Below are 14,498 nucleotides of genomic sequence, written 5' to 3'. Positions count from 1 at the left end.
AATGTATTTACGAGAACACTACTTTGATAATGCCGCAACAAGTTTTCCGGATGCGGACATACTGAGGGAAGCTTTAGATTTTTCACTGGAACACTGGGCAAATCCCTCAAGTATTCATGCTGCAGGAACAGATGCAAAAAAAGCACTGGAATCCTGCCGTGCAGAATGTGCCGCCGCACTGGGAGTAAAGCCGCAGACAATTTTCTTTACCTCTGGAGGAACAGAAAGTGATCATATTCCGCTTCTTTCAATACTTTCGCGACCTCAGAAAGGAAGTTTTATTGTAAGCGCAATCGAGCATCCTGCCCTGAGAGAAATGGCAAAAATGATAACGAATACAGGGTGGAAAATGATAACGGTTAATCCTGATAAAAACGGCTTTATCCAGCCCCAGAGCATTATTGATGCCCTTCAGGAAGATACAGTTTTCGTTACAGTAATGGCCGTAAATAATGAAACCGGAGCAGTTCAGGATATACCGGGGATTGCATCTGCGCTGAATGAATACTCTGCGAGCCACAGAAAAGTTTTCTTCCATGTAGACTGCGTTCAGGCAGCCGGAAAAATTCCACTGAACCTGAATATAAAAGGAATAGATTCAGCAGCTTTCAGTGCCCATAAAATTCACGGGCCTAGAGGTGCAGGCATTCTCTATTTAAACAGAGAAATCAATTCCTTCCTGAAAGGCGGCGGTCAGGAAAAGTCAGTACGCTCAGGAACAGAAAATTTATTCGGAGCAAAAGCTTTTGCATCCTGCCTGAAAAAATATCTGATTTCTGAAAAGAATCCCTCTTCAATGAACTCTTTCAGGGATCAGGAACTTATAACTTCGTCCTTCATAAAAAAAATAAAAACCTTAAAAAACTGCAGGATTATTCCGTCCTGCCGCGAAAATGAAAGCGACGACCACCACTTTTCTCCTTTTGTACTTCAGGCATCATTCATTGGAATTCCAGGTCAGGTTATGGAACGGGCTTTAAGCGAAAAAGGCTTCTATATTTCTACCGGAAGCGCCTGCTCTTCCAGTCACGCAGGCCGTCCTGTACTTGATACAATGCAGCTGAGTGCAAAAGAAAAAGAAAGTGCAGTCCGGTTCAGTTTTGATACATCCTGTACGCAAAAAGCTGCGGATGAACTGTTTGAAGCCGTAAAAGAAATCTGTCTTTTATTTACTTGATATAAAAAGTGCAATCTGCTATATTAAGCCCTGTCGGGTGCAGATCTGCACATTTTCAAAAATCAACTTATTTTTAGGGAAGGACAGTAAAATGGCTATCAGAGGAGAACTTTTTACCAATCAGGTTAATCTTGATAACAGAAGCTATTATTTTAATGTGAAGGAAAACCGTAACGGAGATATTTTCCTCCAGATCGTAGAAAGCAAGATAAAAGACGGAGAAGAACGCCGTGACATCGTAGTATTTGCAGATGACATGAAAGACTTCTTCAAGGGACTGGATGAATCCCTTACTTACATCGAAAAAGTAAAGAAAGAAAGAGCTAAAATCAGGGCAGAAAAAAAGGCCGCAAAAGCTGCAAAATTCAATCCTGATGGAGCAGAATCAGAAAAAACAGCAAAAAAAGTTTACCGCCGCAAGGGCGAAAGCCGTCTGGTTGCTGAAAAACGCGCAGAAAAGAAAGACGACGGTATTAAACGTACTGGAAAAGTAATTCACATTACGTCAAAAAGAAATGCTGATTCAGAAAAAACTGAATACTGATTTTACACAGTTTATTTCAAAAGCTAATACTTAAAAGTAAGCCGCTGGATTGGAGATGGTCCGATCTGGCGGCATATCTGTTTATGGGCAGGAGTCGGATACCCCTTGTGCTTTGCATATCCGTACTGAGGATAAAGCCTGTCATATTCCATCATGATTTCATCACGGCAGGTTTTTGCCAGAATGCTTGCAGCCATGACATAAGGATATTTACCGTCAGCTTTAGGTTCACAGCGGACAGTACATGAAACATCAGGAACAAAAGTACCGTCTGTTACGGCAAGAAGTTCTTTTTCTGACGGCATGATTATTGAATTTTTACGGCACCACTCAGGAAGTTTTATAATCATCATCTTATATGCAACCTGCATAGCTTTAAGGCTGGCCTGAAGTATGTTTATCCTGTCTATCTCTTCATGATTTACAAGACCGATTCCCCAGCAGGCCTTTTCTTTTATTACAGTTTCTGCGGCCTTCCGTTTTTTTTCAGAAAGTTTCTTACTGTCATTAAGGATTTCTACAGGAAAATCCTCCGGCAGAATAACACATGCGGCACTTACAGGACCGGCAAGAGGCCCCCTTCCGGCTTCATCAAAACCAACGTATAGACTCATTTTTTTTAATCCAAACAAAGAACAGTATTTTCTGCCTTAACTTTTATTTTTGCTTTAATATCCTGCCAGAGCCAGGAATCCTTTGATTTTTTTGAATCCAGCTGCAGACTGAAGGTATTGCTGCTTATACCGGCTGATGTTCCTGCAAGTTCAAGACAATGCCCTACCCTTCCAATCAGATAAAACATGTCAGATAAAATTTCTGCAGAGCCGCCGTGCATTGTAACATTGACACAGTTGGGAGCAGAAGAAGTTATGCGGCTATCCTGAATACTGACGGTACTGTCAGAAGCAGACAGTGCACATGCATATGACTGAGACTGAACCGTAAGTCCGGATCTGGAAACGCATATCTCTGATTCAGCAGAATTTATAAGAATTCCGTCTCCTATATAAATACCCACAACTTCAACATTATCAAGAAGCAGTTTTCCTTTTTCTACAGTTATAAACGGCAGTTCACCATCTCTTGACGAATCATCAGTACGCTCAATTATACAATTGGAAACTTCAACCGATGCTCCGTTTACCTGCAAAGCTGACTGCGGTGCAAAAACAAAGCGGGCGTCCCTGCAGATAAAAACACAGTCCCGTTCTATTACAGACAGAGGTTTTGTTATTTCTATATTCCCCGTAACATGTACCCTGGTTGACTTCTGTGAATTAATGACAGCCAGAGCTTCTTCAAATGTCCTGAATGGAGATGACCAGCTTCCGTCATGAACGGAAGAATTATTTTTTGGTGAAGAATTAAGATAATAATTATACTGATCAATAATTACATCATATTCAGCAACAGAACTCCTGTTTCCGCTCCGGTCTAAAGAATATGCACATATCTTGAAATACGAAGCATTTTTTGAGGGAGACTTAAGAAGTATCACAGATCCGTCATATTTACGGAAATCTCCCGTAGAAGTCTTTGCAAGTTCAGCCAGTGCAGTTTCTTCAAAAGCAGAGGCAGATTCAACAGGTTCACTTACGGAATAATAAATCCCCGCATCTTCTTCATCACATCTGATTTTTACTTTTACTTCACTCCGGGCAAAACCATCCTGAGTCGTACTTTCAAATACGGGCTGAGCCGGATTCTGCCTGTCAACAAAAAAATCAAAATGAACTGTTCCCTGATAAACATTGGAACAATAGACCTTAAATACCTCAGAGCGATTTAAAGTATTTCCTTCAAAAGTATCCGCCGTTACGGAAGAATAAAGATTATCAGAGTTCAGGGCAAATCTGTAGGAACTGTCAGAACACTTAAACTCAAGGCTGCCGTCCTCTGCACTTACTGCACTGAATACCGGCATGGCAGGAAGAACATATTCACTTACAGGATTGCCTTCCTCGTATGCAATTGACTGCCACCTTATGACATGAGGCTTTGTTCTGTCGAGAACAGTCAGTTCCCTTGAAGCAGTCCAGTATTCATCATCAATCTGATAGATAAGATTTTCTCCCGTATAAGTAAAATCCGTCCAGTTATCAAGAGTAAAAGGCACGCTCCGTTTTACAAGTTTCTCAGCGGAAGGAGTTTCTGCAACCTTTATTACAAAATGCCAGCTTAAATTATCTTTCTTTAAGGTGCAGGCTGCATAATGTTCAAGAACGGAAGTTTTATTTATTAAAAGATTATGACCTTTCTCAAAAACAGAAGAATTATTAAGCGACAGCTCAAAATCCTTTGGAATATAAAATTCTCCGGACGAAGAATACTTAAGGATAGGATTTGAATTTATATTCTGAATGAGCAGTGCGGTATCAGAGTCAGCAGTCGAAAAAGCAGAGGGTTTTACCGTATACATGACGGTAAAGTCAGAACGTATTCCGCTTTTTGAAATGACGGCAATCCGTACCTTTACATCCCCGGTTTCATCAATCACGACAGGTCCGTCATAAGAAAACCCTGATACAAGAGGATCACTGCCTGAAAGAGAATAATATACTTCACTGCCATCAGAAGTATTCAGCACAAGAGGCTGAACATTGACCCACTGACCTGAAACCGGCGACAGAATATCTTTTGAAGAAAAAGCACCGGCAGAAGAAATACACAATGAGAAAAGTAAATATTTAATGAAACCGGAAATCTTTTTCATAAAAAACTAATTATCCTGCTTAAAAAGCGGTTCAAGAATTTTTCTAAGTTCCGGATACGGCTTATAATAGTTTTCCTCAAGTTCAGTAGAGGTAAGACCAACAAGCTCATGGCTGTTATAGTTGATCCATGGATTCTGTTCCGGATTATTTATTTCAAATTTCCTGCACCAGTAATCAGGTCTTACAGGAGGCTGTTCCTTATAATGATAAACCTTGTAATCATGAACTACAACCTTAATGTTTTCTCTAGGAACGCCTTTTTCAAGAAGAATGCTTACAAGATAATTAAGAGTTCTTCCTGAATCATAAATATCATCAACCAGCATAACTTTATCTCCCATACGGAGATATTCCGGTGAGTAAGTCCATCCGTCAATTCTGACAGCTTCATGCTTTGAAACATCTGTATAACTTCGTGCTACGACAGCAGCGTAAAGAACAGGTTTATGATTTTTCAGGGCAACCTTATAGTATTCACTGATAACGTTTGCCATATAAGCTCCGCCCCTGAGGGAGGTATAAATTATATCAGGAACAAAATTATCTTCCCGATAAATTTTATCAGCCAATATAAGAGCATTATTTCTTACTTCATCATACTGTAAAAATTCTTTCATATTATTCTCCAGATCAATCTAATTATACAGGGTTTCAGACATTTTCAACAAGTAAAGTCTGCTGAGTTTTATTTTCATGCTTTTCTTTCTTAAAACGGACGGTTATCTTTTCTCCGTTATAATCAACCATTACGGTTGCAGAATTTCCCCTCTTTCCGGACAGAATGAGAGTTGCAAGCTCATCTTCAATTTCCCTTTCAATAAGGCGGCGCAAAGGGCGGGCACCCATTGAAGGATCATAACCGTGCTCAATGAGATACTCCCTTGCTTTAGGTTTTATGCACAGAGAAAGGTTCTGCTCACCAAGCCTGAGTTCAAGTTCCCTAAGCTGAATATTAAGGATTGAATTAATCTGTTCTTTCTCAAGAGGGCTGAATACAACAACATCGTCCACACGGTTGAGAAGTTCCGGAGTCATGATGCGCTTAAGCTCCTCCATGGCACTGGATTTAATGTCGTCATAAGGAAGGACACCTGAAGAGGAAAGTGAAAATCCCATGCGGTTTTCTGCCATAATGTTTCTTGCACCGGCATTACTTGTCATGATTACAATGGTATTTTTAAAACTGACGGTATGACCGAGGTTGTCAGAAAGTTCCCCTTCCTCAAGCATCTGCAGCAGCAGGTTGAATATATCAGAGTGAGCTTTTTCTATTTCGTCCAGAAGGACAACAGAATAAGGATGCTGCCTTACTTTTTCTGTAAGTGTGCCTCCCTCATCATAGCCTACATATCCAGGAGGAGCTCCTACAAGACGGGAAGCATTATGCTTTTCCATATAATCACTCATATCAATTCTTATAAGGGCATCTTCCGTACCGAATAAGAATTTGGCAAGAGTTTTTGCAAGCTGTGTTTTTCCGACACCGGTAGGACCAAGGAAAATAAAAGATCCGATTGGACGCTTTACGGAAGAAACACCGGCTCTGTTTCTGCGGACGGCACTGCAGATAAGCCGGACAGCTTCATCCTGACCAATTACAGTCTGATGAATATATTCTTCCATTTTAACAAGGCGATGACTTTCTCCGTCATCCAGCTGCTCTACGTCAATTCCTGTTGTCATACTTATTATTGAAAGTATATCATCCACGGTAACATGTTTTGCAGCCGACTTTCCGCTGTTTTTCCATTCACGGTTAACTTCATCAAGACGATGGCGAAGTTCTCCGACTTTATCCCTGATCATTGCAGCCTTTTCATAGTCCTGCTGCTGTACAAGAACAGTCTTTTTTTCTGTAAGAGATTCTATTTCTTTTTCAAGTTCATAAGCTTCAGAAGGACGCTCATCATCAATGATTTTTTTTGCAGCACCAGCCTCATCAAGAATATCAATTGCCTTATCCGGTAAAAACCGTTCGTTTATATATCTTGAACTGTATTTAACAACGGCAGGAATTACATCATCATCGTAAATTACGTTATGAAATTCTTCATACTTACGTTTTAATCCCTGAAGTATTGCAATTGATTCCACCTGGTCCGGTTCATCTACTACAATTTTCTGAAAGCGTCTGGCAAGGGCACTGTCTTTTTCAAAATACTTTCTGTATTCCTTGCTGGTAGTCGCACCGATAACCTGAAGTTCACCCCGGCTTAAGGCAGGCTTCATCATATTGCTTGCATCCATTGAACCTTCCGGACCGCCTGCACCGATTATCGTATGAATCTCATCAATAAAAAGAATTACATTTCTAGTCTCACGGATTTCCTTCATTACACGCTTCATGCGTTCTTCAAATTCTCCGCGGTATTTTGTTCCTGCAATCATTGCCGCAAGGTCAAGACATAAAACCCTCTTATCAAGAAGATTCTTCGGAACGTTTCCCTTAACAATTCTTGCAGCAAGTCCTTCAACCACAGCAGTTTTACCGACTCCCGGCTCTCCTACGAGAATAGGATTATTTTTCTGCCGGCGGCTTAAAATCTGAATAAGGCGCTGAATTTCATTTCCACGTCCGATTACAGGATCAGCTTCATCTTCCTGAGCTTTAAGAGTAAGATCACGGCTGAATGTTTCAAGAATTGAATTTGCATTCGGTTTTCTTCTGCTTGTACCGTCAGACATGAGAAGCTCACCGTCGGCTCCAGGAATTCCCGGTTTAAAAGTACCGTCAATTCTGGCAGAAGAAGGAACTTTTTTTTCTACGTCCATAACTGCATTCCGCAGCTGCTCATAGGTAATTCCGGCTTTCTTAAAATAATTATTCATAAGTGAAGGATTTTCACTTACGGCACCAAGAAGAAAATGTTCCGTACCGACATACGAAAGTCCGGAACGGGAAGCCTCTGCATTTGCCAGTTCCATAACATTCTTAAGACGCTGTGAATGAGGAAGGTCATAAACCTCTATATCTGCAATTTTTGCAGTCATGCTCTGCTCAATGGCAAGCTGGAGGGTAAGGACATTCATTCTCAAGGTACGAAGCGTTATATAACCAAGTCCGTCTCCGGATTTTAAAAGTGCAAGAATAACATGTTCAGGTTCAAGAACCGTACTTCCCAGTTTATATGCTTCATCAGGGGCAAGAGCTACCAGAAGCCGCTGTGCTCTCGGCGAAAGACTAAGATTATTCACAGTCATCCTCCTTATACTGAAAGAACAATATTTTCAAAAGTTTCCTGTAATGTAAGGGCCCTGAGTTTCTCTACCTTACGTACAGGATTTTCATCTACATCATTTTCAAACTTAAATGAACCGCTTTTCATTACAAACTCCAGGTGTCCGTTCTGTATTCTGTACAAAAGCGCATGTAACTGTTCATCATCAATTCCACTTAAAACGCCCAGATCCTTTGCAAATTTAAGCATGCTTATAATATCAATGGCTTCCCTCAGTGTTATAAAAACACTGGCCCGGGCAATGGCAACGCTTCTTTTCATTCCGTTACGGATATCACTTTTCATCAGGGCAAATACCTGTGTTCTGGCATTGCGTTCCATGTCAATTATTTTCTTTATTTCTGAAGCCATACCTGCAGTCTGCTCCAGTTCACTTCCAGCTACACTGCTTACATTTTCAAGATTATAAAAAAATCCTAAAGCTGAAGAAGCTGAATTAAGGGAAGTTATGGCACTGGCTCCCCCTGAACCGAAGGATGCAGAAAGAACAAATCCGTCGTCCGAACATTCCCTTACCAGAGCCGGAATGCGTTTAAGCAGAGAAAGAGATGGAAGATGAAGTCTTACACAGATGCGCATGCCGCTTCCTGAATCAACCAGACTTGAATTAAGATAGCCGAAATCATAGCTGGCGGCAAACTGAACATATTTCTGCAGTTCATCATCAAACTCACTTACAGCAGAATAAGCCTTTTCAACCTCAAAGCCGGCATTATAGGAAGAAATGCAGATATGATCCCGAACATTTACTACGCCGGAAAAACGTCCGTCATTTCTCAATATGATACCGCCTTCAGTCTGAAGTTCATTATCAAGAATCTCCCTCTCCGCCATAATACGGGCGCTTACCTTATCAAGAGCACTTATATTGATGGCATGAAAATTTTCTCCGTCAACCTTGTTGAAGGCATCTAAAAGAATTGCCTGAATTCTGTCTCCTTCTCCGGGAGAAAGCCTTGCAGGAAAGGGAAAATTGGCAAGATTGCGGGAAAGCCTGACTTTTGTAGAAAGTGCGACATCACATTCACTTCCGCACTGAGCATACCAGGCATCATTGAGGTTTGACTCAGTTTTCATCATCTTCCCTCCAGAAGGTACTGTCTTCCGTTCCAGAAACAGATGTCTTTTCCAGCGCCTTTAAATAATCCCTGTACATGGCAGCCTTTTCATAGTCTTCTTTTTCAAGAGCTGCATTAAGCTTATTCTGAAGTGCAATTCTGTCTGTAAGAACTGAATGAAAACTTGCAAGACGCGCAGGCATGCTTCCCGTATAAGAACCGGAAATTCCTTTCAGTTCAAGATATTTTTTTATTTCATCCTTAAAGATAGCATAACATTCAGGACAGCCGGCTTTACCGGTTTTTCTTATACTGCCGAGACTCGTACCGCATACAGGACACATTTTACTGTCCTGAGCTGCTATTTTTTTTGAAATATTAGCCAGTTCCTTAAAAAGATTGCCGATGGAAGAGCTGATTGAAGACGGATCTGAAGTAATTCCCCGTTCAAGAGCACACTCTGTACATATATTAACCTTACGCTTCTGACCGTTCATAGTAGTCTGCTCTAAAAATATTACAGCTTCCCTTTCATGACAAAAATCACAAATCATGTTAAATCCCCATTTAAATACGTCTATTTTAACACATATCAGTTTTTACGCAAAGTATCCATCGGTTTTTCTTTTGCAGCCCTCAGTGCAGGAAAAACAGATACCGCAAAAGACAGAAACAGCGTAAAAAATACAATAAACACAAGTTCTTCAAAAGGTACTTCTACTTCAATTTTCTGAATATAATAAGCAGGATTCAGCAGATGAAACTTTTCACCGGAATGCAGACGCGTAATAAAATTTACCATACGTTCAATTCCTGTAATTATATGATTTATGTTCACAGCTGCAAAAAGGCCTGCAGGAAGTCCGATGATAATTCCCCCTGCTCCGCAGCCAAGTCCTGTAATTATAAATGCAAGCGCAATTCCTGAAGAAGAAGCTCCCGTACTTTTTAATATTGCAATTTCTCTTGAACGCTCCATTACAATCATTACCAGAGCCGAGCTGATGTTTATTCCCGCTACAAGAACGATAAACAGCATTACCAGCAGAAGCATTACCTTTGTGGAAGAAAAATTTTCTGTCTGAGAAGCATTCAGTTCTTTCCATGTATAAACGGAAGACAGATTTATAAAAGAATTCTCCCGGTCCGCCTTAAGAAAACTGTCAACATTATGCAAAACTCTGTCCAGTTCAGGAGAAAACGGATCTGAAGTCGAAATATTAACAAAATACTGCCTGCCGGAAGAAGCAAGGGCAGAAAATGCATCAGAGACAGAAATAAATACCCAGAGCTGATCAAGTTCCTGATAACCGGAAGAGACGATGCCGCGCACCTTAAACACGCTGGCTTTAGGTGTCATTCGTCCTCCTGAAGAATTAACGGTTATAAGAGTTACATTATCACCGGGCTTCAGGGAAAGTATTTCTGCCATTTTAGAACTTATCACTGCACTCCTGTTCTCTGAAAGGTCTGCACTGCCCTCAATAACATCAAAAAGAGAACTGAAATATGAATTATCCTTAAAAACATTTCTTTCTATACCGCGTATAACCGCTCCAGTCCTTATTCCAGCGGAAGATGCAAGAGCCTCACTCCTGACCTCCGGCATAACCTGAAGAACTCCATCTACTTTTTTTAAAGACTCTGCTGCAGTTAAAAATTCTTCTTCACCTGAAGCATGAGAAGATAAGGAATCATACTGAACCTGAAGATCACCTGTTGCAAGATGAATCATGCGTCCCGTCATTCCGTCAATCATGCTTTCACTTATCACAAGAACTGCAATAAGGGGAACAAGGCTTATGCCTATGCAAAGCATTGCCCCCTTAAGACTCTTTCTTCCGAGAAGATCCCGGCCTTCCTCTGCACGGGGAAATAAAATTCTTTTTGCATAAAAAAAACTGGCAGCTAGTTTCATTATTACTCCCTGTTCAGTTTTTTATTTTCAAGAAAATATCTGACGCTGCCTTTTTTTGCAAGATTCATATCATGGGTGACCATTATAAGAGTCTTCTGATACTGTCGCGTAATATTAAACAAAAGTTCTCCGATCAGGACAGCATTTTCAGGATCAAGATTACCTGTAGGCTCATCAGCCAGTACAATCTGAGGATCATTTATAAGAGCACGTGCAACTGCAACCCTCTGCCTTTCTCCCCCTGAAAGTTCTGCAGGAAGATGAGATGCCCTTTCTGAAAGTCCTACATCAGCAAGAAGAGCCCTGGCTTTTTCCATTGCATTTTTTTTACTCATTCCGGCCATGTATGCAGGAAGAAAAATATTTTCAAGAGCTGTAAAATCTTTTAAAAGATGATGAAACTGAAAAACAAATCCAAGCACTTTCTGTCTGAAAGCGGTAAGTTCACTTTCTTTTAGTTTTGAAATATCACAGCCATTCATTATGACGCTTCCAGAATCAGAATGATCCAGCCCTCCGATTATATTAAGAAGGGTTGATTTTCCGCTGCCGCTTTTTCCGGCAATAACGACACTTTCTCCCTTAAATACCTGAAGATCTAAATCTTCAAAAATTACAAGATTTTCTACGGGAGTAACATAAGATTTTTTTAATCCGTTAACATCAAGAATTAATTCATTCATCACGAAGCACCTCTGCAACAGATACTTTTAGAAGTCTTCTTCCAGCAAGGAAGGAAGCCGCAACTGAAGATAAAACTCCAAACATAAAAATAATCATTATCTCCTTCAGTTCCATGCGGGGCGGTATACGGGCATATACATTAAACATGGAATTTTCTGCAAGATATTTCAGATTTTCGGGAGAAACAAGCCTTACAGAAAGATATTCAAAATAATACTGAACTTTAGCCATTGCCATAAAAACAGAAGACATATTAGAAGTAACCGCAAGTCCGATTGCAAGACCGGCAGCTGCACCTTTTAATCCAGTAACAAAGCCCTGCAGAAGGAAAACTTTTTTCAGATCACTCTCTCCTGCACCAAAAACTTCAAGAAGCGCACTTTCTGTCTTTCTCTGATAAATAAGTTTTTTCATTCCGTTATAAATGTTTATTGCAACCACAAGAAAAATCAAAAGCACCATTAAAAACAGAATATTTTTTTCCATTCTAAGCACGCCAAAAAAGCTTCTGTTAAACTCTTTCCAGGATTGAATTTTACTTTCAGGAAATTCTTCGGAAAGCTGAGCCATAAGAGAGTCTGCCCCTGATGAATCATAAAGTTTTATTCCATAATTGAGGGCTGCTTTTTTTCCAAAATTATTTTTTCCGCTCTCAAGATTTACAAATGAATAGGCAGCATTAAGCTCGGGATATCCTGAATAAAAAACTCCCCTGACAGTAAAAATCCTTGACTGAGAAATAAGGCTTACATCACTGGAACCGCTCATTGCTGCAATGCATATCCTGCTTCCCGTGTTTACGCCGAGAGACCGGGCTATTGTATTTCCGATTACTATTGAATCTTCTGAATCAAGATTAAAACTTCCGGAAATTATATTAAGTTCCTTCATGAACTCTTTATCCTTAAGGGCAGTTTCTGCATCAATGCTTCTGATTAATGAGGCACACTGTTCTCCTGAGCTGACAGCAAAAAGTCCCTGAGCTTCATAAAAAGGAGTTACATTTTTTATTTTCTTATTTTTACTGCACCAGTCTAAAAAAACTTGCTCATCCTTAACATCAGATACCCTGACATGATAGGAAGAAACCTCAAGGATGGCGTCAATAAAAGTCATCTGAAAACCGTTCATTACACTCATGACAACAATTAAAGCCATGACACCAAAACAGATTCCTAAAGAAGCAAGTCTGGATGTTCCTTTTCTGTCAATTTTCGTGAGGCGTCTTGAAACAAAAAAAATCCAGCGCAAACGGGAAGAAAGCATCATTTCTGCAGTTACCTCTTAACCTCTGTATCTTTATGATAAACAGTCTCTGAAACTTTAATTCCATGTTCATAACGGACAACAAGCTTAAAATCATCATCAAAAAAATAAGTAATGTTTTTTATCTTATCATCAATATGTTTTGTAGAAACCCTGAGCTCACCATTTTCATAAAAGTCTTCATCAGCCTCATCTGTAAAATCCTTATAGGCATAAACATTCCGCTGTGAATACTTAAGGCGGGACCTGTCATTTTCTACAGAATATTCTTTTACTTTTTTTTCTGTTACACGGTTTTCTTCATCATATAAATAATCCTGAACCGACGTCAGATACTTTCTGTTATCTTCACCGGCGGCCCATTTTTTTATCTGAGTACATTTTCCATTCTGACCATAAATATTCTCTACGAAAATTCCCCCCTGAAAGTTTTCTTCAAAAGTTCTTATCAGTTTTTTCTGTTCATCAGAAGAATATGTAAAAATAATTTTCTTTGCAGGGGTTTCTGTTTTTTCAGAAGAGTTTTTCCAGAAAGTTTTCTCTTTTAATAAATTATCTTCACCATAAATACGCTGAATTACTTCATCCTTATTTACAGAAACAATTGACGTACCCTCAGGAATTTTATTTACAGACAGTTTTTCTTCTCCGTATTCAAAAAACGCAAGAGTGTTATCATTTTTTCTCTCAAAAGTTTCCGGAATAAAACTTCCCTCACCATTCAGCGCACCTCCACTTTGAGGACCGAAAGCAGGATTTTCCAGCACATCTGTAAGCTCAACCCCTGACTCATAACCGAGAACATCTGCAGCTTCATAGGACTGATCATCAGAAAAAAGATTTTCATTTGGAAGATATTCTCCATATTCATAATAATGATAAAAAGTTTTGCTGTAATCCGAATATACTGAACGGGAAAAATACCACTCCTGAGAAGCCGGAACATGAGGATTTAAAAAATTAAGAATTGCCCCTAAGGATAAGAAAATTATTTCCATGCCGTAAATATCAGACCTGTTTTGCAGTCATAAATTCATCTATATATTTTTCACAGTTCATGCCGGAAATATTCTCATATTTTTCACCGGTACACACAAAAAGCACCGGTATGCCGAACTCCTTGCCTATGGTAACAACTTCACCGCCTTTTGCAGTGGAATCATATTTTGTGATGACAACAGCATCCACGCCTACGGCTTCATGGAATACTTCTGCCTGACGTACGGCATTCTGACCTGTAGTTGCATCAATTACAAGAATTTTTTTATAGCATCCTTCATCTGCTTTTGATGATGCAACTCTGTCTATCTTCTTTAATTCATTCACAAGATTCTCTTTATTATGAAGGCGACCAGCCGTATCAGCAATAACAAGACCGCCTCCGGAAGCACGTACTGATTCACAGGCATCAAAAACTACAGAACTCGGATCACTGCCCATCTGATGCCTGACGACACGGATCCCAAGTTTTTCTCCATGCATTGAAATCTGATCAACTGCTGCGGCACGGAATGTATCAGATGCAGAAAGAACAACATTCACTCCCTTTTCAGAATACAGTTTTGCCATTTTAGCAGCTGTTGTGGTTTTTCCAACACCATTAACTCCCAAAAGCATGTACACGTTAACTTTTGAAGGTTCAGGCATAAAATCTATGCTTTTAATATAAGAAAGAAGCATCTGTTTCAATTCAGCAGCTACGACCTCTTCTCCGGATATTTTTTCTGAACGGCATTTTTTTTCTAAAGCATCTACAACTTCAACTGCAGTTTTTGCCCCCAGATCTCCCTCGATAAGGGCATCTGTCAGTTCCTCAAAAAAATCATCTCCTGCACCCTTGTACAATCCGAATAAAGATTTTAATTTCTGACCAAAAGATAACTTAGACATATATTCTC

General features: G+C 39.8%; 13 protein-coding genes. 2 read left to right on the top strand and 11 right to left on the bottom strand.

The window, feature by feature from the left end; genetic code table 11:
• Position 1: 1 nt before the first annotated feature.
• Entirely contained in the window at positions 2 to 1,177 is a 1,176-nt protein-coding gene (locus HNP77_RS01375; protein WP_184651368.1) for a cysteine desulfurase family protein, read from the top strand.
• 91 nt (positions 1,178 to 1,268) lie between these two features.
• Positions 1,269 to 1,721 (top strand): DUF3276 family protein, encoded by a 453-nt coding sequence (locus HNP77_RS01370; protein WP_184651367.1) that lies wholly within the window; start codon positions 1,269 to 1,271, stop codon positions 1,719 to 1,721.
• A 23-nt stretch (positions 1,722 to 1,744) separates the two neighbouring features.
• Here the strand turns inward: HNP77_RS01370 and HNP77_RS01365 are convergent, their stop codons facing one another.
• Genes HNP77_RS01365 through ftsY form a run of 11 tightly spaced genes read right to left on the bottom strand, consistent with a single transcriptional unit; the run spans position 1,745 to position 14,490 of the window.
• Positions 1,745 to 2,335, bottom strand: a complete 591-nt coding sequence (locus HNP77_RS01365; protein ID WP_184651366.1) for a ribonuclease HII — start codon at positions 2,333 to 2,335, stop codon at positions 1,745 to 1,747.
• Positions 2,336 to 2,340: 5 nt separating this feature from the next.
• The gene (locus HNP77_RS01360) at positions 2,341 to 4,434 is read right to left on the bottom strand and encodes an FN3 associated domain-containing protein (RefSeq protein WP_184651365.1); all 2,094 of its coding nucleotides are present in this window, start codon (positions 4,432 to 4,434) and stop codon (positions 2,341 to 2,343) included.
• A 6-nt stretch (positions 4,435 to 4,440) separates the two neighbouring features.
• Complete coding sequence (locus HNP77_RS01355) at positions 4,441 to 5,052, bottom strand: phosphoribosyltransferase (protein ID WP_184651364.1); 612 nt, start codon at positions 5,050 to 5,052, stop codon at positions 4,441 to 4,443.
• Between the two features lie 34 nt (positions 5,053 to 5,086).
• On the bottom strand, positions 5,087 to 7,630 hold the full coding sequence (locus HNP77_RS01350) for an ATP-dependent Clp protease ATP-binding subunit (protein ID WP_343042491.1): 2,544 nt from the start codon (positions 7,628 to 7,630) through the stop codon (positions 5,087 to 5,089).
• Positions 7,631 to 7,641: 11 nt separating this feature from the next.
• Complete coding sequence (locus tag HNP77_RS01345) at positions 7,642 to 8,754, bottom strand: hypothetical protein (protein ID WP_184651362.1); 1,113 nt, start codon at positions 8,752 to 8,754, stop codon at positions 7,642 to 7,644.
• Complete coding sequence (locus tag HNP77_RS01340) at positions 8,741 to 9,286, bottom strand: UvrB/UvrC motif-containing protein (protein WP_184651361.1); 546 nt, start codon at positions 9,284 to 9,286, stop codon at positions 8,741 to 8,743. The genes HNP77_RS01345 and HNP77_RS01340 overlap by 14 nt, the downstream gene beginning before the upstream one ends.
• A 38-nt stretch (positions 9,287 to 9,324) precedes the next feature.
• Positions 9,325 to 10,650, bottom strand: coding sequence for an FtsX-like permease family protein (locus tag HNP77_RS01335; RefSeq protein WP_184651360.1), 1,326 nt, complete (start codon positions 10,648 to 10,650; stop codon positions 9,325 to 9,327).
• Positions 10,651 to 10,652: 2 nt separating this feature from the next.
• On the bottom strand, positions 10,653 to 11,333 hold the full coding sequence (locus HNP77_RS01330; protein ID WP_184651359.1) for an ABC transporter ATP-binding protein: 681 nt from the start codon (positions 11,331 to 11,333) through the stop codon (positions 10,653 to 10,655).
• Positions 11,326 to 12,603, bottom strand: coding sequence for an ABC transporter permease (locus HNP77_RS01325; protein ID WP_246428834.1), 1,278 nt, complete (start codon positions 12,601 to 12,603; stop codon positions 11,326 to 11,328). Before HNP77_RS01325 ends, HNP77_RS01330 begins: the two co-directional genes overlap by 8 nt.
• An 8-nt stretch (positions 12,604 to 12,611) precedes the next feature.
• Complete coding sequence (locus HNP77_RS01320) at positions 12,612 to 13,598, bottom strand: hypothetical protein (protein ID WP_184651358.1); 987 nt, start codon at positions 13,596 to 13,598, stop codon at positions 12,612 to 12,614.
• Positions 13,599 to 13,608: 10 nt separating this feature from the next.
• Positions 13,609 to 14,490 carry a signal recognition particle-docking protein FtsY gene (gene ftsY / locus HNP77_RS01315; protein ID WP_184651357.1) on the bottom strand — a complete coding sequence of 294 codons (882 nt, stop codon included), beginning with the start codon at positions 14,488 to 14,490 and terminating at the stop codon, positions 13,609 to 13,611.
• Between the last annotated feature and the right edge of the window lie 8 nt (positions 14,491 to 14,498).

The organism is Treponema rectale (assembly GCF_014202035.1).
Taxonomy (GTDB): Bacteria; Spirochaetota; Spirochaetia; order Treponematales; family Treponemataceae; genus Treponema_D; species Treponema_D rectale.
Note: the sequence above shows the minus strand (reverse complement) of the source record. Positions and strands in the feature narration are given on the sequence as shown.

Coding starts and splice junctions, on each gene's coding strand:
- HNP77_RS01370 (WP_184651367.1), top strand. CDS start 1,269: ATGGCTATCAGAGGAGAACTTTTTACCAATCAGGTTAATCTTGATAAC.
- HNP77_RS01345 (WP_184651362.1), bottom strand. CDS start 8,754: ATGATGAAAACTGAGTCAAACCTCAATGATGCCTGGTATGCTCAGTGC.
- HNP77_RS01330 (WP_184651359.1), bottom strand. CDS start 11,333: ATGAATGAATTAATTCTTGATGTTAACGGATTAAAAAAATCTTATGTT.
- HNP77_RS01360 (WP_184651365.1), bottom strand. CDS start 4,434: ATGAAAAAGATTTCCGGTTTCATTAAATATTTACTTTTCTCATTGTGT.
- HNP77_RS01340 (WP_184651361.1), bottom strand. CDS start 9,286: ATGATTTGTGATTTTTGTCATGAAAGGGAAGCTGTAATATTTTTAGAG.
- HNP77_RS01375 (WP_184651368.1), top strand. CDS start 2: ATGTATTTACGAGAACACTACTTTGATAATGCCGCAACAAGTTTTCCG.
- ftsY (WP_184651357.1), bottom strand. CDS start 14,490: ATGTCTAAGTTATCTTTTGGTCAGAAATTAAAATCTTTATTCGGATTG.
- HNP77_RS01335 (WP_184651360.1), bottom strand. CDS start 10,650: ATGAAACTAGCTGCCAGTTTTTTTTATGCAAAAAGAATTTTATTTCCC.
- HNP77_RS01355 (WP_184651364.1), bottom strand. CDS start 5,052: ATGAAAGAATTTTTACAGTATGATGAAGTAAGAAATAATGCTCTTATA.
- HNP77_RS01320 (WP_184651358.1), bottom strand. CDS start 13,598: ATGGAAATAATTTTCTTATCCTTAGGGGCAATTCTTAATTTTTTAAAT.
- HNP77_RS01365 (WP_184651366.1), bottom strand. CDS start 2,335: ATGAGTCTATACGTTGGTTTTGATGAAGCCGGAAGGGGGCCTCTTGCC.
- HNP77_RS01325 (WP_246428834.1), bottom strand. CDS start 12,603: ATGATGCTTTCTTCCCGTTTGCGCTGGATTTTTTTTGTTTCAAGACGC.